This window comes from Pseudomonas monachiensis (genome assembly GCF_047345015.1).
GTDB classification, from domain to species: Bacteria; Pseudomonadota; Gammaproteobacteria; order Pseudomonadales; family Pseudomonadaceae; genus Aquipseudomonas; species Aquipseudomonas monachiensis.
This window is the reverse complement of the sequence record NZ_CP178857.1, coordinates 4,786,046-4,803,729: the sequence shown is the minus strand read 5'-3', so window position 1 is coordinate 4,803,729 and position 17,684 is coordinate 4,786,046. Positions and strand designations below refer to the sequence as shown.

Below are 17,684 nucleotides of genomic sequence, written 5' to 3'. Positions count from 1 at the left end.
AAAAGATCGCAGCCTGCGGCAGCTCCTACAGGTCATCGTGTTACTTAGTGACTAGGCCATCCGCTCTGAACATCCCGCGAATCCCGCGTACGGCCTGGCGAATCCGGTCCTGGTTTTCGATCAGGGCGAAGCGCACGTGATCATCGCCATACTCGCCAAACCCGACGCCCGGCGAGACACACACCTTGGCTTCGGCCAGCAGTTTCTTGGCGAATTCCAGTGAGCCCAGGTGCGCATAAGCCTCGGGAATCTTGGCCCAGACGTACATCGAGGCTTTCGGGTTTTCCACCATCCAGCCCAGTTCATGCAGGCCCTTGACCAGCACGTTGCGCCGCTGCCGATACTGCTCGGCGATGTCGCGCACGCATTGCTGATCGCCTTCAAGCGCAGCGATGGCCGCCACTTGCAGCGGGGTGAAGGTGCCGTAGTCGTGGTAGCTCTTGATCCGCGCCAGGGCGTTGACCAGTTCCGGGTTGCCGACCATGAAGCCAATGCGCCAGCCGGCCATGTTGTAGCTCTTGGACAGGGTGAAAAACTCCACCGCAATGTCCTTGGCACCGGGTACCTGCATGATCGACGGGGCTTTCCAGCCGTCGTAGACGATGTCGGCGTAGGCCAGGTCGTGCACCACCAGTACGTCGTACTGCTTGGCGAGGGCGATCACCCGCTCGAAGAAGTCCAGCTCCACGCACTGGGCGGTAGGGTTGGACGGGAAGCCGAGGATCATCATCTTCGGCTTGGGGATCGAACCGCGAATGGCCCGCTCCAGTTCAGCGAAGAAATCCACGCCTGGCACCAGCGGCACCGACCGCACCTGGGCGCCGGCAATCACCGCACCGTAGATGTGAATCGGGTAGCTCGGGTTCGGCACCAGCACGGTGTCGCCCTGGTCGAGGGTGGCCAGCATCAGGTGCGCCAGGCCTTCCTTGGAACCGATGGTGACAATGGCTTCGCTTTCCGGGTCGATGTCGACCTCGTAACGGTCCTTGTACCAGTTGGAAATCGCCCGGCGCAGGCGCGGAATGCCCTTGGAGGTGGAGTAACCATGGGTGTCTTCGCGCTGGGCGACCTGCACAAGTTTTTCGACGATGTGCGGCGGCGTGGCGCCGTCGGGGTTGCCCATGCTCAAGTCGATGATGTCTTCGCCACGACGACGGGCGGCCATCTTCAGCTCGGCGGTGATGTTGAAAACGTAAGGGGGGAGTCGATCTATGCGCGCAAAGCGGCGCGGCGAACCTTGTTCGGCCATTGTTGCCTCGGATAACGTAAGCGCCCGGAACCGTCCGAGCGACGTAGGTCAGTGGTGACCTGTGGCGGAATGTACGGGCAGCTGTGGCAGACTGTCCAGCCTCTATGTAAACAAATTTGTCCGAAGGATAGGGTTGATGGAATTTACCAGCGGCTTCTTGCTGAGCCTTTCGCTGTGCCTGGATATCGGCGTGGCCAACATCGCAATGATCACCCTGGCCATGCAGCGCGGCTATTTCCAGGGCTTTGCCCTGGGGTTGGGGACCTGTGTCGGCGACCTGATCTACGCAGTACTGGCACTGGCCGGCATGACCGTGTTGCTGCAATACGAAACCGTGCGCTGGGTGTTGTGGATCGGTGGCTCGGCGCTGCTGGTGTACTTCGCGGCGAAGATGATCTATTCGGCGATTCACCACGAAGCGCTGCTGGCCGAGACGGCAGAGGTCGGGAACAACTCCCACCGCAAGGAATTTTTCCGCGGGATTTTTCTTGCCATGTCTTCGCCCAGCGCCATTCTCTGGTTCGCCGCGGTGGGCGGCACGCTGATCGCCCGCTCCGGTGGCGGTGGCCCGCTCAGCTCGGCACTGTTTCTCGGCGGTTTCCTCTGTGCCGGGCTGCTCTGGTCGGCCGGCTTGTGCTTTGCCGCGAGCCATGGCGGCAAGTTGCTGGGGGACAAGTTGCTGCGTTATTCCTACATGGCATCGGCAGCGATCTTCTGTTATTTCGCGGTCTACGTGATCCTATCGGGTTACAACGAGTTTGTTGGCGCCGCTGCCGTCGAGCAATTGCACGCACTGTAATTGGGCGAATCTGGTTTGGCTTCTATACTCCCAGCCGAACCCATTTTTATGCGTCAGGAGTCGAGCCATGGATGAGCAAACACGCGTCGAAGTGACGGAACCACGCTTTGAACACGGACACTTCCTGCTGATCGCAGGGCTTGGCGGACGGTTTACCCAAGAGACCACTAAAGACATTCCCGATCTCTGGGAAAAGCTCGAGCCCCACATTGGGAACATTCCGGGCCAAAAAGGCGAAGTGACCTACGGCGTCTGCTGCAATTTCGACGGCAAGGGCGGCTTCGATTACATCGCCGGAGTCGAGATCAGCAAGCTCGACGACTTGCCGGAAACCTACCGCTGGGTAGAAGTTCAGCCACAACAGTACGTGGTGTTTGAACACAAGGGATCGCTGGACACCCTGCCGCAAACCTTCCAGTACATCCATGGCACTTGGCTGCCGCAGTCCGGCCACGAGCTATTGGCGGCCCCGGAGTTCGAGCGCTACAGCGAAGACTTCAACCCCAAGCTCAACACCGGCAAGCTGGAAATCTGGCTGCCGATCAAGGCATGACACCTGCACGAGAGGCGGATCGGCCGATTCGTCTCTCGATGTCCCACAGCGGCTGATTTATTATCCCCAGCCTTTCCCATGCTGATTCCGAGCTGCCATGAACACCGTCATCCGCAACGTCACTCCCGCCGATCTGGACCGCTGCTTTGCCATCGAAACCCTTGCCTATGAAGGTGACGAGGCCGCGACCCGCGAGAAGATCGCCACCCGCATCGCGACCTGGCCCGAGGGTTTTATCGTTGCGGAAGTGGACGGGGTAGTCGCCGGATTCATCAATTCCGGTGCGGCGTTCCAGGTGGAAATGTCGGACGAAGCGTTCAAGGAACTGATCGGTCACGACCCGGCCGGACCGCACGTGGTGATCATGTCGGTGGTAGTGCACCCGGATTATCAGGGGCGAGGCTTGGCCAAGCGACTGATGGGTGAGTTCATCGAGCGCATGCGTGGGATGGGCAAGGTCACCATCAACCTGATGTGCAAGGAGCGGCACATTCCGTTGTATGCCGGTTTCGGCTTTGCCTATATCAAGCCTTCGGCGTCCGACCATGGCGGCATGGCGTGGCATGAGATGGTGCTCGAACTCTGATCCGACGTAGATTCCCTGTGGGAGCGAGCTTGCTCGCGATGGGGGCGTAACATTCAACAGAGATGTCGACTGATCATCCGCTATCGCGAGCAAGCTCGCTCCCACAGTGGTTTTGTGGTGTTGGTGGGGGCCGTGTTCAAAACACCAACCCCATCCGCCGCTCATAGCCGATCCGGCCCTTGTATGCCTCGCCGCTGTCGACAAAGCCAAACCTGGCATACAGAGCGATGGCGGCTTCGTTATCGGCATCCACCGACAACTCCAGCCCCCTGATTTCCGGCCAGGCCAGGCGCGCAGCCTCGGGCAGCGCCTGCAGACAGGCCTTGCCATAGCCCTTGCCCTGGGCGCGTTGATCGACTTGCAGCGCATGCAGGGTGGCGCTGTGTTCATCGGCCCAGGCCGGCAACACCGGCGGGCGCTTGAGCAGCAGGAACGCGACGGGCACATCCTCGGCCAGCAGGGCGAACCCCTTGACGCCGGGTCCGGGCCTGGACAGCAGCGTGTGCAAGGCGCCGTGGATGTCACCCGAGAACTTGATTTGCTCCGGATGCACTTCGATGGCCTCGACCTGTTGGCGCTGCAGCGTGTTCAGGCTTTCATAAGGCACGAGTCGGGCTGTCACTGGCGTGTCCTGTTTCCAACTGAAAATGAGTCTCGGATTCTAGCGAGTCTGGCGTTATGGATTATTTTTATTTCTTCTGTCGATTCGCCGGATCGCCAGACGACTAAGGGTGTCTTCCAATAAAAACCACGGAGAACCACCATGAACTCGCAAACCCAGATCCAGAACCTGATCGAAACCTATCGTCAGGCCGTAATGGCCAAGGACGTGGATAAAGTCATGACCCTGTATGCCGACGACATCGTCTCCTTCGACGCGGTCAAGGCCCTGCAATTCAAGGGCAAGGAGGCATACCGCGCGCATTGGGAGGACTGCATGAAAATGTGCCCCGGCCCGCACATTTTCGAGTTCCAGGACATCCGTATCGAGGCGTCCCAGGAGATCGCCTTCGCCCATTGGCTGGCCCATTGCGGCGGCACCAACGACAAGGGCGAGACCCAGTCCTGCTGGATGCGCGGCAGTGCGTGCTATCGCCAGGAAGACGGGTTGTGGCAGATCGTCCATGAGCACTGGTCGGCGCCGTTCGACATGCAGACCGGCGCGGCGCTGTTCGACCTCAAGCCCTGAGTTGTTTTATCGAAAGCTGCGCCAAAGTGCCGATTCGCGGCCATAGTTGATCCGTTCAATAAGGAGAGCGTGATGAAGTACTTATGCCTGGTCTACAGCGATGAGCGCCTGCTGCATTCGCTGCCGGAAAGCCCGAAGGACGAAGAGTGCATGGCCTACGCCGAGTCGGTCCAGGGCAGCGGCCGGATGGTCGCTGCCGAGGCGCTGGAGTCGGTGCAGACCGCCACCACGGTGCGCATGCGCAACGGCAAGATGTCGATCACTGACGGCCCGTTCGCTGAAACCAAGGAGCAGTTGGCCGGTTTTTATCTGATCGATGCCAAGGACCTCAACGAAGCCATCCAGGTCGCCGGCAACATTCCGGCGGCCCGGGTCGGCAGTGTAGAAGTGCGCCCCGTTCGGCAGTTGAATCCCTAAGATGCCTGGGCTGCCGGTTCAGGCGCGGGTCGAGCAGGTCTATCGCGAGGATTCGCGGCGAATCCTCGCAACCTTGATCCGCCTGCTCGGCGACTTCGACCTTGCTGAAGAGGCCTTGCACGAGGCGTTTTTCATCGCGGTCGAACGCTGGCAGCGTGACGGCGTGCCGGACAATCCACGGGCCTGGCTAGTGTCCGCGGGGCGCTTCAAGGCCATCGATGCCTTGCGCCGGCGTGCACGTTTTGCCGCGTCGCAGCCTTTGCTGATCGCGCAGCTGGAGGAACTGGAGCAGGCCGACTGGAGTGATGAAGACGTGGAAGACGATCGCCTGCGGCTGATCTTCACTTGCTGCCACCCGGCCCTGGCGGCGGACGCACAAGTGCCGCTGACGCTGCGCGAAGTCTGCGACCTGACCACTGAAGAAATCGCCCGGGCCTTTCTTTCGGCACCGGCCACCATCGCCCAGCGGATCGTGCGCGCCAAGGCGAAGATCCGCGATGCGAAAATCCCCTATCAAGTGCCGACACTGGCTGAGTTGCCCGAGCGTCTGGACAGCGTATTGCGGGTGATTTACCTGGTGTTCAACGAAGGATACTCGGCGTCCATCGGGGCCGAACTGATCCGCGAGGATTTGACCCGCGAAGCGATCCGTCTCGGCCGGTTGCTGGTGGAGCTGCTGCCGGAGCCTGAGGTGATGGGCTTGCTGGCGTTGATGCTGCTGCACGAGTCGCGCCGCCCGGCCAGGACTTCGGTCAGCGGCGAGCTGATTGTGCTGGACGAACAGGACCGTTCGCTGTGGGACGCCGGGTTGATCAGTGAAGGCTGCACGCTGGTCGAACAGGCGCTGACCATGGGGCGATTCGGACCCTATTGCCTGCAAGCGGCGATCGCGGCGGTACACGCCGAAGCCCCGACGGCGGGGGAAACCGATTGGCCGCAGATTGTCGGTCTGTATGACGTCTTGCTGCGAGCGGTGCCGTCGCCGGTGATCGAGTTGAATCGTGCCGCGGCGATATCGCAACGCGATGGTCCACTGGCGGGGTTGACCTTGGTCGACGCCATCCTGGAGCGGGGAGAACTGCTCGACTACCACCTGGCGCATTCGGCGCGGGCGCAGTTCTGTCGGCAACTGGGCCGCAAGCAAGAGGCGCGGGCTGCGTGGGAGCGGGCGCTGGCGTTGACCCGGCAAGAGCCGGAGCGGCGGTTTATCGAAGAGCGGCTCAAGGCACTGGATTGATGTGTCCTTGCTGGCCTCTTCGCGAGCAAGCCCGCTCCCACAGGGGCAAGTGGTGCACACAAATTTTATGACCGACACAATAACCTGTGGGAGCGGCGGTGCGGCGATCCGACTTGCTCGCGAATGGCCGCGCCGCTATTCCAGCATCTTGCCCAACAACCAGCTACCCGCCGGCCCCGGCGGATTCAGCCGCGACCACAACGCATCCACCGACACCATTTTCGGCCAGCCGCGCACCACCAGTTCCCGCAGCGTGTCGGGCCCGAACCGCTCGACCAGCCAGCGGGGTAACGGCGCCCAGCCGAATCCGCCCTGGGCCATTTCCAGCAGCATCAGATAACTCGGCGCCGACCAGACGCGGCCCTTCGCCCGACTTTCATAGGGATTGATGATGGTGGCCAGACGCAGTTCGCGGTGCAGCTGCAGTACGTCCCGGTCGACGTAGTCCAGCGTCGCCAACGGATGAGTCGGGGACACGAACAAGGCGATTTCCGTGCGCTCGTCCACCGTTGAACTGACCAGGTCCGGCGGGTAGCTGTCCTGCATTTCGGCGAAGGCAATTTGCGCCCGACCGCTTTGCACCAGGGACATCAGGTCATCGCATTCGGCAATCAGGCATTCGAGTTCCAGGTCCGGGTAACGCTGCTCGAAGGCACTGAGCGCGGCTTCGAAGCGGTCCGACTGATAGGTATCGGACAGCGCCACCGTCAGCTTCGCTTCCACCCCTTGGGACAGTTGGCTGGCGGCTATTTCCAGGCGACTGGTGGCGGCCAGGATCTCTTCGGCCCGTTGCAGCATGACGTGCCCGGCCGGGGTCAGCCCGGGCTTGCGGCTGCTGCGGTCGAACAGGGTCAGGTTCAGGTCGATTTCCAGGCTGGCCACCGCCGCGCTGATGGTCGATTGACTGCGGCCCAATTTACGCGCCGCGGCGGAAAACGAGCCTTGGGTCGCGGCTTCGACAAACGCCAGCAACACTTCGTGAGATGCCATGAACTATCGCCATGATCGATGGTTATTGGTTATGAAGTATCGGCTTGATGAAGGATCATGGCAATCATCGTCACCCAAGGGAGTTCGGCCATGAGCGCCAACAAATCCATTACTGAACGTATTTTCCAGGCCATCGGCTTCGAACTGCTGGCCATCCTGATCTGTACCCCGTTGCTGGCCTGGATCATGGACAAACCGATGTTGGACATGGGCGCTGTGACCATCGCCATGGCTGCCCTGGCCCTGGCCTGGAACGTGGTGTTCAACGGTATGTTCGACCGGATGCTCAAGCGCTTTTCCATCGTCCACAACGCCTGGGTCCGTGTGGTGCATGCGCTGTTGTTCGAAGGCGGTCTGGTCGCCCTCGGCGTGCCGCTGATCGCCTGGTGGCTGAATGTCAGCCTGTGGCAGGCGTTCGTGCTGGATATCGGTGTGTTGCTGTTCTTCCTGCCGTACACCTACGTCTACCACTGGGCGTATGACGTGGTTCGGGAGCGGATGCTGGTGACTCGCGAGGTTTGCTGAGTCGTGTTTTTGCGGTGAGGGGGCGGGTCAGAGGTCTGAGACCTGCCCTTGTGGGAGCGAGCAAGCTCGCTCCCACAGGTTGTGCATCAGATTCCAGGTCTTTGGATCAGACGTGGAAGTAACCCACGCACGAATCGAACGGCAGGCGCTTGAGTTCGATCTTGTTCAGGTCGAGCACTTCACGCAGGGCCTTGGTTTCGCCCGGGAAGTTGCGGTAGGCGACTTCGTCGAGCACCACGATCGCGCCTTTGGGCATGTACGGCAGGAAGGTTTCCAGCGCGACTTTGGTCGACTCGTACAGGTCGGTGTCGAGGATCAGCATGGCCACGACCAGGTCCGGACGAGTCTTGACCCACTCCGGTACGGTCTTGACGATGTCGCCCTTGACCAGCTCGCAACGCGGAATGCGGTTGACCGGGCGCAACAGGTCGTTGGCGTCGATCATGTCCTGGATCAGCGACTGGTCGGTGTCGGCGAACATGGTCTCGTTGACGTCGGCCGGGTCCTCTTTCTTGTCGATGCTCTGGAAGCCTTCGAAGGTGTCGAAACCCACGATCGAGCGGTTGATCGCATACGGCTCGAGAATCATCGACAGGTGCATGTAGAGCATCAGCGAGTTGCCCTTGTACACGCCGCACTCAATGATCGCGCCCGGTACTTCGGCGACTTTCTTGAACAGTTCCATACGCGACAATGCGGCGGTCACGCCAATGCGGTTGGCGAAGACGAACGGCGCGTCGGCCACGTATTCGGCATCGACCCGTTTCAGGACGTTGGTACGGGTTTCGTTGTACTGGGCTTCGGCGGGCGTGATGCGACGCTTGGTCATTGCGGGATTCCTCGGAAATTCGAAAAGTCGTGGACGTGGAAGTAGTCTTTGAAACCGGCGCCGACATCCGGGCAGGCGCTGTCGACGTTGATCGCGCCGCGCTGCTGCTTGAGGTCGTCGAGGTGCATCAGGCGAAAGTCCACGCTGAAGCGGGTTTGTTGCGTGTAATTGGGCACGGTGCCGTGCAGGTGCGAACCCGAGAACACCAGCATCTCGGCGGTGTTGCCGGCAATGCGCAGCTCAGAGGCGTTGTTGATCGCTTCGGTGGGTACCGGGTGCTGGCGCGCCTCTTCCTTGACGTTGTCCTTGGCGCGCTGGCGTTGCACGTCGATCCAGTCGGACAGGCTCCACTGCGCCGAGGTGTTTTTCACCGGGACGTCGAAGTAGGCCGGGTTGATCATCATGGTCTGCTCGGGCTGGATCGTGTAGACCGGCATCCAGGTATTGATCTGGCAGTCGACACCGCCGTACCAGGTATCGCGATGGGGCTTGTAGGCGTAGCTGACGCCAGCGTGCAGGTAGTCGTAGTTGGGCACGACACGGATGCGCGGTACGTCGAAAATGAACTCCTGCGCAGCGCCACCGATTTCGTCGGTGAAGCTGCGGATCAGCTCCTTGGCGCGCAGGCTGTTGGTGAACTGACCCTTGAGGCGAGTCACCAGCACCACGAACTCTTCCACCGGCATCAGCGTGTGCAGCGCCTGGTGGTTGGTCTCGCCATCGAAGGCGGCGGTGATGCTTTCCTGGGCAAAGGCACAGAGTTCCTTTGCCGCTTTCAGTTCGGTGTTGAGGAAGATGTCGCCAGCGTAGATCGCACTTCTGAAATCAGTGTGTTTGTGCAACTGATTGATGAATAAGTTCACGGTTCTCACCCAGGAATACTTTGGCTCTCTTAAGAGTCGGCAACGCGCGGACAAACTGAAGTGCCAACTTTGAACGAAAGCACAATGCCTTTGCCCGCCGCGGTGCGTTCAATAATCCTGCTGCTTGCGAAACGCCCAGCGCCCGGCGATCACGGTAAAGGTTGCGACCAGTGCCACCAGGATCCAGAAACCCTCCGGGTCGCCGGCCAGGGGAATGCCGCCGACGTTCATGCCGAAGAAACCGGCGATGATATTGATCGGCAGCGCCAGCACTGTCACCACCGTCAGGGTGAACAGCGTGCGGTTGGTCTGTTCGTTGATGTTGGCGGCGATCTCTTCCTGCAACAGCTTGATCCGCTCACCCAGTGCCGTGAGGTCGTTGATGATCAGCGCGAACTCCTCGGTGGATTTGCGCAACTCCTTCACGTCTTCCTTTTGCAGCCATTGCGGCGGCCGGTTGAGCAGGCGCAGCAACGAACCCGGTTCCAGCGCCAGCAACCGTTGCAATCGCACCAGCACTCGTCGATTGGCGCCCAGCTCGGCGCGGTTGGTCGATAGCCGTGAGGACAGCAATTCATCTTCGATCTGATCCACGCTCTGACTGGTCTTGCGCACGATCTGGGTCAGCACTTCACCCTGGTCGCGCAGCAAATGCACCAGCAACTCCAGCGGGGAGCGAAAGCACTCCCGGGCCTTTACCGACGAGCGCAATTTGTCCACCGAGTGCAGCGGTTGCAGGCGGGCGCTGATGATCAATTGGCTGCGGGCGCACACCCATAGGGTCGAGACATCCGAGGAGACCATGTTGCTGAGGTTGAACACCACGTCGTTGACCACCGCCAGCAATGCGGAGTCGACATGCTCGATACGTGTCGAGCGAGAGCCTTCGTGCAGCGCTTCGAAAAACTCCTCGGGCAACTCCAGATGGCTTTTCATCCAGCGCTCGCACGCGGCGTGGGCGAGGTTCAGGTGCAGCCAGAGAAATTGCTCGTCGCTTTGCGGCTGTTGCAGGTATTGCAAGGCCTCGGCGGAATTGATTTCCCGACCGGCCTCACCGGGGCGAAAGCTGAAACCGTAAAGCAGGCCGAACAGATCCGTGTCGCGATGGCTTTGATCGATGCTGTGGTTCATGAGGACTCGCAAGGGGAGGCGCCTGTCACGTTTTTACAGGTTCACGTGAGCGGCATCATCGCAAGCGCTGATGACTTTTTTGTGACGCTCAGAAAACGCAAAAGCCGCGCGATGTTCCCATCGCGCGGCTTTTATTTGTTTCGGGATTACTTGTCCTGTTTGTTTTCCAGGACCTTGCCGTTGGAGGCATCGATGTCCACATCCCACTCGACGTTCTTGGCGTCACGCAGTTCGATTTCGTACTCGTAACCGTTGAAGTGGTTGTCCAGTTCGGTCTTGGTAATCGTTGCACCCGGGTGCAGATCCAGGGCGATCTTGTTCAGGTCTTCCAGTGGCTTGATCTTGCCGTCCTTGACCAGTTGCGGGATCTGATCGACCCGCACATCGGCCTGGGCCAGGCCGGCGGTGAGGGTCAGGGTTGCAGCGGCAAACAAAGCAGTCAGGGTCTTCATGGGCTTCTTTCCTTGGGTGATCCGTTCAAGTGAGATCAGGTTAGCCTGTGTAACTTAATCCACCCTTAAAACCCCCGGCATGTCTTGCATCAATCCCTGGCGGGAGCGTGGCTTGCCCGCGAAAGCGGAGTGTCAGTCAACGTGGATGTTGAAGCTGATGGCCCTATCGCGAGCAAGCTCGCTCCCACAGGTTTTGCGCAATTGTGGATCAATACCCGTTGTTCTGTAGCACCTGCGCCACACTCGCCGCCGCCGGGCGTTTATAGAACTTCAACAACTCACTGGCGCGATTGGTGAAGATGCCGTCGACACCGGCGTCCATGACTTTGCGGTAGTCCACCGCATCGTCGATGGTGTAGACGTGTACCAGCAGGCCCTGGTCGTGGGTGTACTGGTTCATCCAGGGTTGCACCAGATCCGAGTAGCTCTGGTCGCCACCCTGGGTCAGTGCAGCGGACGGGCCGGTGCCGATGGCGCCCTGGGCCTTGGCGTAGTCGACCCATTGCTGGAATTCGGCCTTGTCCTTCGGTTGCTGTCTGGCGTAGTACGCGGCTTTATCCTGTTCGCCGGACTCGGCAAATGTCACCTTTGACTTGGGCTCGATACTGCCTTCACCGACCCACAACAGCAGGATCTTCGGCACCTTCGGCATCTCCTTTTGCAGCAGTTCGAGGCTGCTCTTCTCGAAGGTCTGCAGGATCACCTTGCCTTTGCCCTGGCCGACCGCCAGCTCGCTTTTTTCCAGTTTCGAAGCGGTCGGGCTCAGCCAGCCACGGTCCTGAAGTTTTTCCTTGAGGTCGTGTTCGATGCCGGGAAACTGCTTGGGCTCCTTGGTCTCGATGTACAGGCCGGGCTTGTGCAGGCTGTTGCCCTCGGCGATGTCGATGATTTCATCGAGGGTCAGGATCTTCAGGCCCGCGAAGGCCGGGCGTGCGCGATCCGGGTACGCGGCATTGAACCAGCTGCCCGCGTCCAGGGTTTTCAGTTCGGCCATGGTGAACGCATTGGCGGGGCTGTCCTTGCGCTCGGGGAATTTGCTGGCGACGTCGGTGGTGCGTTGCAGATTGTTGTCGTGCAGGGCGAACAGCACGCCATCCTTGCTGCGCTGCAGATCCAGTTCCAGGTAGTCGGCGCCCAGGTCGCGGGCAGTTCTGTAGGCGGCGGCGGTGGATTCCGGCGCATCGAACGACGCGCCACGGTGGGCGATCACCGCTGGATGCGGAATGCCCAAGCGGGTCGCCAGTGCCGAGGGGCCAGGTTCGCTGGCGGCCTGTGCGTGGCCGAGACCGAGCAACAGGCTCAGTAACAGGGCGCTTTTGGTAAAGGTTGCGGGCATGGTCGAGATCCTTTCGCAATAAGTGAGCGGTCCCTTTTAACAATTCATCTTTGCAGGCGCTATCGCCAGGCCGACATAAACCTGTCTAAAGCTGATTTTCGTCAGCGCTTTTGTGCGCCCGTTTGCAGTACGCTGGGGCCCTGCAATTTCCCCGACAGAGGGAAACGCAGGCCCTGCGTGCAAACCAATGATCACCATTGCGGGGTTTACCATGCGCATCACTTCCCAGCTCATCTGCCAGGCTGCCGACCAACTCAAAGGCTTTGTCGGCCTCAACCGCAAGACCGGGCACTACATCGTGCGCTTCAGCGAAGACTCGTTTGGCATGGACGTGGCGGACGACGGCATCATCCCGACCAGCGAATTCGTCTGGGCCGCGGGGCCTGAGCAAACCATGACGCTCAAACGCGAATTGATCCAGTTGTTGCTGGACCAGAACATCGATGACCGGATCAACATCACCAAGCCGTTGCGGGTGTACATGAACCGGCGGGAAGTGCCGGAGATTTCGGCGGTTCGCAGTTTGGTTCGGGGGTGAGTTTTTGCGGTGACTGTACTGGTCCCATCGCGAGCAAGCTCGCTCCCACAGTAGATCTTTGTCGCGCACAAATGTTGTGACCGACCGGGATCAAAATGTGGGAGCGAGCTTGCTCGCGATGGCGGCCTGAAGAACTCTAAATCAGTTACTGATTGAATCCGTAAGCCCGCTCAACCCGGCACACCCGCGTATGACACCGCGCATACCAGGTCGAGCGCCCACGCTCGCGAATGGCCGTATGCTCAGGATGATGCTTCCACGCCAGAATCGCCGCTTCACTGACCCAGTACGACACCGTAATCCCAAGCCCATCCTCGCCCCGCGCCGACTCCACTCCAAGAAACCCCGGCTGTTCACGGACCAGTTCCAGCATCCGTGCAGCCGCATCGGCGTAACCCTGGTCACCCTCGGTACGCAGTGAGGTGAAGATCACCGCGTAATAAGGCGCAGCTGGCGTATCGGCGATCATGACGAGCGCCCCGCACAGGCTTCGACAAAGGCGCCAACCAACGGCGGCAAGACGCCCTTGAGCGCTGCCCGCTCGGGCTGGAACAAGGTCGCGACAAAGAATGGATGATCACCGAGTTCGACCGCCCGCAGTCCGTGTTCAGAATCGTGGCCGACGGCGTGAAGTTCGCGCTTGAGCAACTCCTCTTCGAACTGCGGATTCATCCCATAACGACAGCGATAGCCTTCACGAATCTCGGCGTTTTCGTACGCTTGGGCAATCAACGAGCCTTCCTGTAAATGAATGGTATCGACGGCCTCCACCAGTGAGCACGCCAGCGGTGTCAGCAGCGCTCGCGCGGCATCGGGATTTGTCTCGCCGTGTTCGGCATCCGACCAGCCCAGTACATTGCGTGCATATTCCAGCACCGCGTGTTGAAAACCACCGCAGGTGCCGAGGAAAGGTCGCCGTTGTTCGCGGGCAAAGCGGATCGCTTTTAATGCGCCGTCCGTGCTGCGGTAAGGGCTGGCCGGTACACACCAGAAACCGTCGAATCTGTGCAGCGGTGTCTCGGCGTGGATCTCATCGGTGGCCAGCCAATGCCATTGCACGTTCAGGCCGCTGTGTTCAGCGGCCTTTTCCAGAGCTACAGGAATGGCCTGGTGGGCGGTGACTTGCGGGTCGTAGTCGCCGATCAGGGCGATGCGAATCGGGCGGGTTTCCATGTGGGGCCTCTGCACTTGTTGATTGCCGGTGCCCACTATAGATTGGCGTTCACGCACTCAATATTGGCGTTTATCCAAGTGATCAATGCAGCGACGCACTATCGACTGGACTACCCGGACCTGGCGCTGATCCTCGCCCTGGTGCGCGGCGGCTCTCTGGCCCGGGCCGCGCAACTGCTCAAGGTGGATGTCTCGACGGTGTTTCGAGCGGTGCGCCGGCTGGAGGCTGCGCTGGGCCAGCAACTGTTCGAAAAAAGCCGCGCCGGTTACCTGCCCACCACCCTGGCGCAGTCCCTGGCGGAACAGGCCGAGCGCGCTGAGCAGGCACTGGAGGCGGCGCGCATCGGTGTGGAGCAGGGCGGTGAAGTGATCAGCGGCATCGTGCGCCTGACCTGTACCGATTCGGTCCTGCAAGGTTTGCTGTTGCCGGCGCTGGCGCAGTTCATGCCGAACTATCCGGCGCTGACCCTCGAGCTCAGCACGTCCAATGATTTTGCCAACCTCAGCCGTCGGGATGCCGATATCGCCCTGCGCCTGACCCGCACGCCACCGGAGCATCTGGTGGGACGGCGGCTGGCGGATATTTCCTACCGAGTGTGTGCCAGTGAGCGATACCTGCAAACGGTCAATAGCACTGACCTGGCCTCATTGGCCTGGATCGCCCCGGATGACTTCCTGCCTGATCACCCGACCGTTACCTGGCGTCGCCAGGCCTTGCCGGGCGTAACGCCGGGCTATCGCTGCAACAGCATGCTGTCGGTGACCGAGTTGGTCAGGGCGGGGCTGGGTGTAGCGGCGTTACCGGACTTCTTGATCGGCGACGGTTTACAGCCGCTGAGCGAACCGCTGCACGGATACGACACTGCGCTATGGCTGCTGACCCGTCCCGACTGCCGCGCCTTGCGCTCGGTGGTTACCTTGTTCGATGAGTTGGGGCGGGCGCTGAAACTGCCGTGAAACCGTTCAAGCCTTCGGCTTATCCTTGCGCACGAACTGCTGGTGCATTTCCGTTGTCAGGTTTTCGATGCGCTCGGTGAGGGTCTTGGTCATCTCTGTGAGACGGGTGTTCTGCTCGAGCAACTCCAGCAGTTGCGCAGAGTTTTTCGCGGCCTCCGCCTGCCGCTCACTGTTGGCGGTCGCCAGCGCTTCGCGGTGCTGCGCATCGGCATCGGACTGGGCTTTGTCTCGCGCGGCCTGACGCGTCTGGGCCAACAGAATCAATGGCGCGGCATAGGCCGATTGCAGGCTGAAAGCCAGGTTGAGCAGGATGAACGGGTACGCATCGAAGTGGGTGAAACCGGAGAGGTTGAGGCACACCCAGATCACCACGATCAGCGTTTGTGCGCCGAGAAAGGTCGGTGTACCGAAGAATCGTGCAAAGGCTTCGGCGCGCAAGGCAAACTTGTCATTGCCAAAGGTCGGTGCGAGGTGGGCATGAGGGCGATGGAAACGCAGGTGATCGACGTGGGCGGCGGTTTCGTGGCTGGTGGTCATGATGCTCTCTGTCTGGCGCTGGGACTGAAGCTCACTATAGCCTCAGCGCCGGTTTCATTCTGAAACACATCGTGCCGTTCAAATCCGAGTCATCAATCCTTCTAACACCACCTTCGACCTTGTCATTTATTGCAACTGATAGCAGGCCAGAAACATGTCCAGCGCGGAATCCGCCACCGTGTGTTGCTCCTTGGCTGACAAGCTGGGTTGCCCCATGGAAATCTGCGGCCAGAATGCAAAAGACTTGAGCAGGCCATGGATCTGTTGAGCGGCGAATTCGGGAGCCACGGCTTTCAAGCGACCATCGGCCTGAGCGGCACGAATCCATACCGTCAGCCCTTCTTCGCGTTCGCCCATTCGCGCCACCATATCCTGCGCCCGCTCCGGGGAATGAATCGTCGCCGCTATCGCCACCCGCGCCAGGTCGAGAAAATTGTCATCGCCCAACATTTGCAGCTTGGCCATCAGCAATCCGCGCAATTGCTCGCGCAACGGCAGGTCGGGGCTGTAGGTCGCTTCCTGTTCTGCCGTCACCCGGATCCATAACTGATTGAGGATCTCGGCGAACAACTCTTCCTTGCTGGGAAAGTGGTTGTATACCGTGCGCTTCGACACACCGGCAGTGGCAGCAATCTTGTCCATGCTGGTGATCTCGAAACCGTTTTCACGGAATTCGTTGATCGCGGCTTGAATGATCGCTTGGCGTTTTCGGTCGGTGAGACGCTGTGGAGCTGTCATAAGTACGCTTCGGCAGGGGAGAAGGTGGGAATTACACTCGGTAGTTTACTTGTCATCGACTTTGATGCAACCTAGAAACTACACTGTGCAGTGTAATGTTTTGTTAACCCTGCCCAGCAAAAATAGAACGTCCGGCTGATGCGTGCGTGCCTTGGCCATTTATCGTCCCAAAACGGAAAGTCGCGCGATGCGCGGTTTTTCTGGAGTCATTCAGTCATGGCCAATTCAAACTCCCCGGCGGACAACGCCTCCACACCTGAAGCGTCCCGACAGGCCCAAGGGCAGTATCAAAACTTCACGCCGGTTCAACGTTTAAGCTTTGGCAAAACCATGGGCATCCTGTGGACCGCGCTGTTCCACAAACCGCAGAACACCCGCCCAAGCGCACCCGTGCCGGTGCAAGCCCTGACTCAAGCCGCGCTGATCGCAGCGCCCAACCACAGCGTCTATCGTCTGGGCCACTCCACGGTGCTGCTCAAGCTGCGCGACAAATTCTGGATCACCGATCCGGTCTTCGCCGAGCGCGCCTCCCCCGTGCAATGGGCCGGCCCCAAGCGTTTTCATCAGCCACCGATCAGCCTGGAACAATTGCCACCGATCGAAGCGGTGATCCTGTCCCACGACCACTATGACCACCTGGATTATCGGGCGGTGCTCAAGCTCGCGGACAAGACCAAACACTTCCTTACCCCATTGGGCGTAGGCGACACCCTGATCAAGTGGGGCATCGACGCCAGCAAAGTCCGCCAACTGGATTGGTGGCAAGGCACGGAAGTCGATGGCATCCAGTTCATCGCCACCCCGTCGCAGCACTTTTCCGGCCGTGGCCTGTTCGACAGCAACAGCACCCTGTGGGCCTCGTGGGTGATGATCGACGGCGACACACGCCTTTTCTTCAGCGGCGACAGCGGCTACTTCGACGGCTTCAAACGCATCGGCGAACAGTACGGCCCATTCGACCTGACCCTGATGGAAACCGGTGCCTACAACGTCGACTGGCCGCACGTGCACATGCAACCCGAACAAACCCTGCAAGCCCACCTCGACCTCAAGGGCCGCTGGCTACTGCCGATCCACAACGGCACCTTCGACCTGTCGATGCACGCCTGGTACGAACCCTTCGACCGCATCCTGGCCCTGGCCTGGGAGCGCAACGTATCGATCACCACACCGCAGATGGGCGAGGCGTTCAACTTGATGCATCCGCAGCGTGGTGGGGCGTGGTGGATGGCGGTGGAAGGGGAGAGTGAGCGAGTGGTGCAGAACGCGTGAAGTTGTGACCCCGGCCGGTCTGCGGACCGGCTTGGGAGTTCAACTAAATCAGTTAGCCACGCGAGTTCTTTAACTGCTCAAGGAACCCCGAGATCTTTGCCACGCTCAGGTCGCGAAACTTCCCTCGAAATATTTCGTTTAGTTCTTCGACAGATAATCCGAGCTTCTGCGCAGCATCCGTCTTACTCAGCCGGCCGCTTTCCAGCAGAAGGCCAATTTTCATAACGCAATCAGATTTGGCCCGCATATCACCAGCATCGGGAATGCCCAGTGCCTGATAAACGCAGTTATCGCCATCGTCGATTTCGTTCAT

At 60.1% G+C, this 17,684-nt stretch carries 23 protein-coding genes; 10 read left to right on the top strand and 13 right to left on the bottom strand.

Annotated elements, in window-relative coordinates; all coding sequences use genetic code 11:
• Positions 1-40 precede the first annotated feature (40 nt).
• Positions 41-1,249, bottom strand: coding sequence for an alanine transaminase (alaC, locus tag ACMDB8_RS21460; RefSeq protein ID WP_056725916.1), 1,209 nt, complete (start codon positions 1,247-1,249; stop codon positions 41-43).
• A gap of 136 nt (positions 1,250-1,385) precedes the next feature.
• On the opposite strand from alaC, the gene ACMDB8_RS21455 reads away from it, so the two are divergent.
• From ACMDB8_RS21455 to ACMDB8_RS21445, 3 genes are all read left to right on the top strand, one after another.
• Positions 1,386-2,048 carry a LysE family translocator gene (locus tag ACMDB8_RS21455; protein ID WP_056725914.1) on the top strand — a complete coding sequence of 221 codons (663 nt, stop codon included), beginning with the start codon at positions 1,386-1,388 and terminating at the stop codon, positions 2,046-2,048.
• A gap of 67 nt (positions 2,049-2,115) precedes the next feature.
• A complete protein-coding gene (locus ACMDB8_RS21450) occupies positions 2,116-2,601 on the top strand; it encodes a GyrI-like domain-containing protein (RefSeq protein WP_056725912.1) in 486 nt (161 codons plus the stop codon).
• A gap of 97 nt (positions 2,602-2,698) precedes the next feature.
• Positions 2,699-3,187 carry a GNAT family N-acetyltransferase gene (locus ACMDB8_RS21445; RefSeq protein ID WP_223541258.1) on the top strand — a complete coding sequence of 163 codons (489 nt, stop codon included), beginning with the start codon at positions 2,699-2,701 and terminating at the stop codon, positions 3,185-3,187.
• A gap of 136 nt (positions 3,188-3,323) precedes the next feature.
• Here the strand turns inward: ACMDB8_RS21445 and ACMDB8_RS21440 are convergent, their stop codons facing one another.
• On the bottom strand, positions 3,324-3,809 hold the full coding sequence (locus tag ACMDB8_RS21440; protein WP_056725909.1) for a GNAT family N-acetyltransferase: 486 nt from the start codon (positions 3,807-3,809) through the stop codon (positions 3,324-3,326).
• A gap of 141 nt (positions 3,810-3,950) precedes the next feature.
• Here ACMDB8_RS21440 and ACMDB8_RS21435 point away from each other — a divergent pair, with 141 nt between their 5' ends.
• From ACMDB8_RS21435 to ACMDB8_RS21425, 3 genes are all read left to right on the top strand, one after another.
• On the top strand, positions 3,951-4,376 hold the full coding sequence (locus ACMDB8_RS21435) for a YybH family protein (RefSeq protein ID WP_409078368.1): 426 nt from the start codon (positions 3,951-3,953) through the stop codon (positions 4,374-4,376).
• 72 nt (positions 4,377-4,448) lie between these two features.
• On the top strand, positions 4,449-4,793 hold the full coding sequence (locus ACMDB8_RS21430; RefSeq protein ID WP_409078367.1) for a YciI family protein: 345 nt from the start codon (positions 4,449-4,451) through the stop codon (positions 4,791-4,793).
• Position 4,794: 1 nt separating this feature from the next.
• The gene (locus ACMDB8_RS21425; RefSeq protein ID WP_409078366.1) at positions 4,795-6,030 is read left to right on the top strand and encodes an RNA polymerase sigma factor; all 1,236 of its coding nucleotides are present in this window, start codon (positions 4,795-4,797) and stop codon (positions 6,028-6,030) included.
• A gap of 135 nt (positions 6,031-6,165) precedes the next feature.
• Here ACMDB8_RS21425 and ACMDB8_RS21420 read toward each other — a convergent pair whose 3' ends face one another.
• Positions 6,166-7,020 carry a LysR family transcriptional regulator gene (locus ACMDB8_RS21420; protein ID WP_056725899.1) on the bottom strand — a complete coding sequence of 285 codons (855 nt, stop codon included), beginning with the start codon at positions 7,018-7,020 and terminating at the stop codon, positions 6,166-6,168.
• 90 nt (positions 7,021-7,110) lie between these two features.
• Here ACMDB8_RS21420 and ACMDB8_RS21415 point away from each other — a divergent pair, with 90 nt between their 5' ends.
• On the top strand, positions 7,111-7,545 hold the full coding sequence (locus ACMDB8_RS21415; protein ID WP_056726323.1) for a multidrug/biocide efflux PACE transporter: 435 nt from the start codon (positions 7,111-7,113) through the stop codon (positions 7,543-7,545).
• Between the two features lie 106 nt (positions 7,546-7,651).
• On the opposite strand, the gene ACMDB8_RS21410 is transcribed toward ACMDB8_RS21415, so the two are convergent.
• The 5 genes from ACMDB8_RS21410 to ACMDB8_RS21390 form a co-directional block, all read right to left on the bottom strand.
• Entirely contained in the window at positions 7,652-8,374 is a 723-nt protein-coding gene (locus ACMDB8_RS21410; protein WP_056725897.1) for a TylF/MycF/NovP-related O-methyltransferase, read from the bottom strand.
• On the bottom strand, positions 8,371-9,237 hold the full coding sequence (locus ACMDB8_RS21405; protein ID WP_056725895.1) for a hypothetical protein: 867 nt from the start codon (positions 9,235-9,237) through the stop codon (positions 8,371-8,373). The genes ACMDB8_RS21410 and ACMDB8_RS21405 overlap by 4 nt, the downstream gene beginning before the upstream one ends.
• A gap of 108 nt (positions 9,238-9,345) precedes the next feature.
• Positions 9,346-10,368 (bottom strand): transporter, encoded by a 1,023-nt coding sequence (locus tag ACMDB8_RS21400; RefSeq protein WP_409078365.1) that lies wholly within the window; start codon positions 10,366-10,368, stop codon positions 9,346-9,348.
• 146 nt (positions 10,369-10,514) lie between these two features.
• Positions 10,515-10,820 (bottom strand): PepSY domain-containing protein, encoded by a 306-nt coding sequence (locus ACMDB8_RS21395; protein WP_409078364.1) that lies wholly within the window; start codon positions 10,818-10,820, stop codon positions 10,515-10,517.
• A gap of 208 nt (positions 10,821-11,028) precedes the next feature.
• A complete protein-coding gene (locus ACMDB8_RS21390; protein ID WP_056725888.1) occupies positions 11,029-12,156 on the bottom strand; it encodes a glycerophosphodiester phosphodiesterase in 1,128 nt (375 codons plus the stop codon).
• Between the two features lie 211 nt (positions 12,157-12,367).
• Here ACMDB8_RS21390 and ACMDB8_RS21385 point away from each other — a divergent pair, with 211 nt between their 5' ends.
• Positions 12,368-12,694, top strand: a complete 327-nt coding sequence (locus tag ACMDB8_RS21385; protein WP_409078363.1) for a DUF2025 family protein — start codon at positions 12,368-12,370, stop codon at positions 12,692-12,694.
• Between the two features lie 145 nt (positions 12,695-12,839).
• On the opposite strand, the gene ACMDB8_RS21380 is transcribed toward ACMDB8_RS21385, so the two are convergent.
• Entirely contained in the window at positions 12,840-13,163 is a 324-nt protein-coding gene (locus tag ACMDB8_RS21380) for an antibiotic biosynthesis monooxygenase family protein (protein WP_056725885.1), read from the bottom strand.
• On the bottom strand, positions 13,160-13,867 hold the full coding sequence (locus ACMDB8_RS21375; RefSeq protein WP_056725883.1) for a CTP synthase C-terminal region-related (seleno)protein: 708 nt from the start codon (positions 13,865-13,867) through the stop codon (positions 13,160-13,162). Before ACMDB8_RS21375 ends, ACMDB8_RS21380 begins: the two co-directional genes overlap by 4 nt.
• Before the next feature lie 15 nt (positions 13,868-13,882).
• Between ACMDB8_RS21375 and ACMDB8_RS21370 the strand changes: the two genes are divergently transcribed.
• Positions 13,883-14,824: a LysR family transcriptional regulator gene (locus ACMDB8_RS21370; protein WP_409078429.1), complete on the top strand. Its 942-nt coding sequence runs from the start codon at positions 13,883-13,885 to the stop codon at positions 14,822-14,824.
• A 6-nt stretch (positions 14,825-14,830) separates the two neighbouring features.
• Here the strand turns inward: ACMDB8_RS21370 and ACMDB8_RS21365 are convergent, their stop codons facing one another.
• A complete protein-coding gene (locus ACMDB8_RS21365) occupies positions 14,831-15,361 on the bottom strand; it encodes a DUF1003 domain-containing protein (protein ID WP_409078362.1) in 531 nt (176 codons plus the stop codon).
• A 126-nt stretch (positions 15,362-15,487) separates the two neighbouring features.
• On the bottom strand, positions 15,488-16,099 hold the full coding sequence (locus ACMDB8_RS21360; RefSeq protein ID WP_056725879.1) for a TetR/AcrR family transcriptional regulator: 612 nt from the start codon (positions 16,097-16,099) through the stop codon (positions 15,488-15,490).
• Positions 16,100-16,315: 216 nt separating this feature from the next.
• On the opposite strand from ACMDB8_RS21360, the gene ACMDB8_RS21355 reads away from it, so the two are divergent.
• Positions 16,316-17,371, top strand: coding sequence for an MBL fold metallo-hydrolase (locus ACMDB8_RS21355; RefSeq protein WP_056725877.1), 1,056 nt, complete (start codon positions 16,316-16,318; stop codon positions 17,369-17,371).
• Positions 17,372-17,423: 52 nt separating this feature from the next.
• On the opposite strand, the gene ACMDB8_RS21350 is transcribed toward ACMDB8_RS21355, so the two are convergent.
• Complete coding sequence (locus ACMDB8_RS21350) at positions 17,424-17,684, bottom strand: XRE family transcriptional regulator (protein WP_409078361.1); 261 nt, start codon at positions 17,682-17,684, stop codon at positions 17,424-17,426.

Excerpts from the sequence above, each read along its gene's own strand:
- ACMDB8_RS21420 (WP_056725899.1), bottom strand. The coding sequence starts at position 7,020 with ATGGCATCTCACGAAGTGTTGCTGGCGTTTGTCGAAGCCGCGACCCAA.
- ACMDB8_RS21410 (WP_056725897.1), bottom strand. The coding sequence starts at position 8,374 with ATGACCAAGCGTCGCATCACGCCCGCCGAAGCCCAGTACAACGAAACC.
- ACMDB8_RS21450 (WP_056725912.1), top strand. The coding sequence starts at position 2,116 with ATGGATGAGCAAACACGCGTCGAAGTGACGGAACCACGCTTTGAACAC.
- ACMDB8_RS21425 (WP_409078366.1), top strand. The coding sequence starts at position 4,795 with ATGCCTGGGCTGCCGGTTCAGGCGCGGGTCGAGCAGGTCTATCGCGAG.
- ACMDB8_RS21395 (WP_409078364.1), bottom strand. The coding sequence starts at position 10,820 with ATGAAGACCCTGACTGCTTTGTTTGCCGCTGCAACCCTGACCCTCACC.
- ACMDB8_RS21350 (WP_409078361.1), bottom strand. The coding sequence starts at position 17,684 with ATGAACGAAATCGACGATGGCGATAACTGCGTTTATCAGGCACTGGGC.
- ACMDB8_RS21360 (WP_056725879.1), bottom strand. The coding sequence starts at position 16,099 with ATGACAGCTCCACAGCGTCTCACCGACCGAAAACGCCAAGCGATCATT.
- ACMDB8_RS21435 (WP_409078368.1), top strand. The coding sequence starts at position 3,951 with ATGAACTCGCAAACCCAGATCCAGAACCTGATCGAAACCTATCGTCAG.
- ACMDB8_RS21455 (WP_056725914.1), top strand. The coding sequence starts at position 1,386 with ATGGAATTTACCAGCGGCTTCTTGCTGAGCCTTTCGCTGTGCCTGGAT.
- alaC (WP_056725916.1), bottom strand. The coding sequence starts at position 1,249 with ATGGCCGAACAAGGTTCGCCGCGCCGCTTTGCGCGCATAGATCGACTC.
- ACMDB8_RS21445 (WP_223541258.1), top strand. The coding sequence starts at position 2,699 with ATGAACACCGTCATCCGCAACGTCACTCCCGCCGATCTGGACCGCTGC.
- ACMDB8_RS21400 (WP_409078365.1), bottom strand. The coding sequence starts at position 10,368 with ATGAACCACAGCATCGATCAAAGCCATCGCGACACGGATCTGTTCGGC.
- ACMDB8_RS21355 (WP_056725877.1), top strand. The coding sequence starts at position 16,316 with ATGGCCAATTCAAACTCCCCGGCGGACAACGCCTCCACACCTGAAGCG.
- ACMDB8_RS21365 (WP_409078362.1), bottom strand. The coding sequence starts at position 15,361 with ATGACCACCAGCCACGAAACCGCCGCCCACGTCGATCACCTGCGTTTC.
- ACMDB8_RS21390 (WP_056725888.1), bottom strand. The coding sequence starts at position 12,156 with ATGCCCGCAACCTTTACCAAAAGCGCCCTGTTACTGAGCCTGTTGCTC.
- ACMDB8_RS21430 (WP_409078367.1), top strand. The coding sequence starts at position 4,449 with ATGAAGTACTTATGCCTGGTCTACAGCGATGAGCGCCTGCTGCATTCG.
- ACMDB8_RS21375 (WP_056725883.1), bottom strand. The coding sequence starts at position 13,867 with ATGGAAACCCGCCCGATTCGCATCGCCCTGATCGGCGACTACGACCCG.
- ACMDB8_RS21385 (WP_409078363.1), top strand. The coding sequence starts at position 12,368 with ATGCGCATCACTTCCCAGCTCATCTGCCAGGCTGCCGACCAACTCAAA.
- ACMDB8_RS21415 (WP_056726323.1), top strand. The coding sequence starts at position 7,111 with ATGAGCGCCAACAAATCCATTACTGAACGTATTTTCCAGGCCATCGGC.
- ACMDB8_RS21380 (WP_056725885.1), bottom strand. The coding sequence starts at position 13,163 with ATGATCGCCGATACGCCAGCTGCGCCTTATTACGCGGTGATCTTCACC.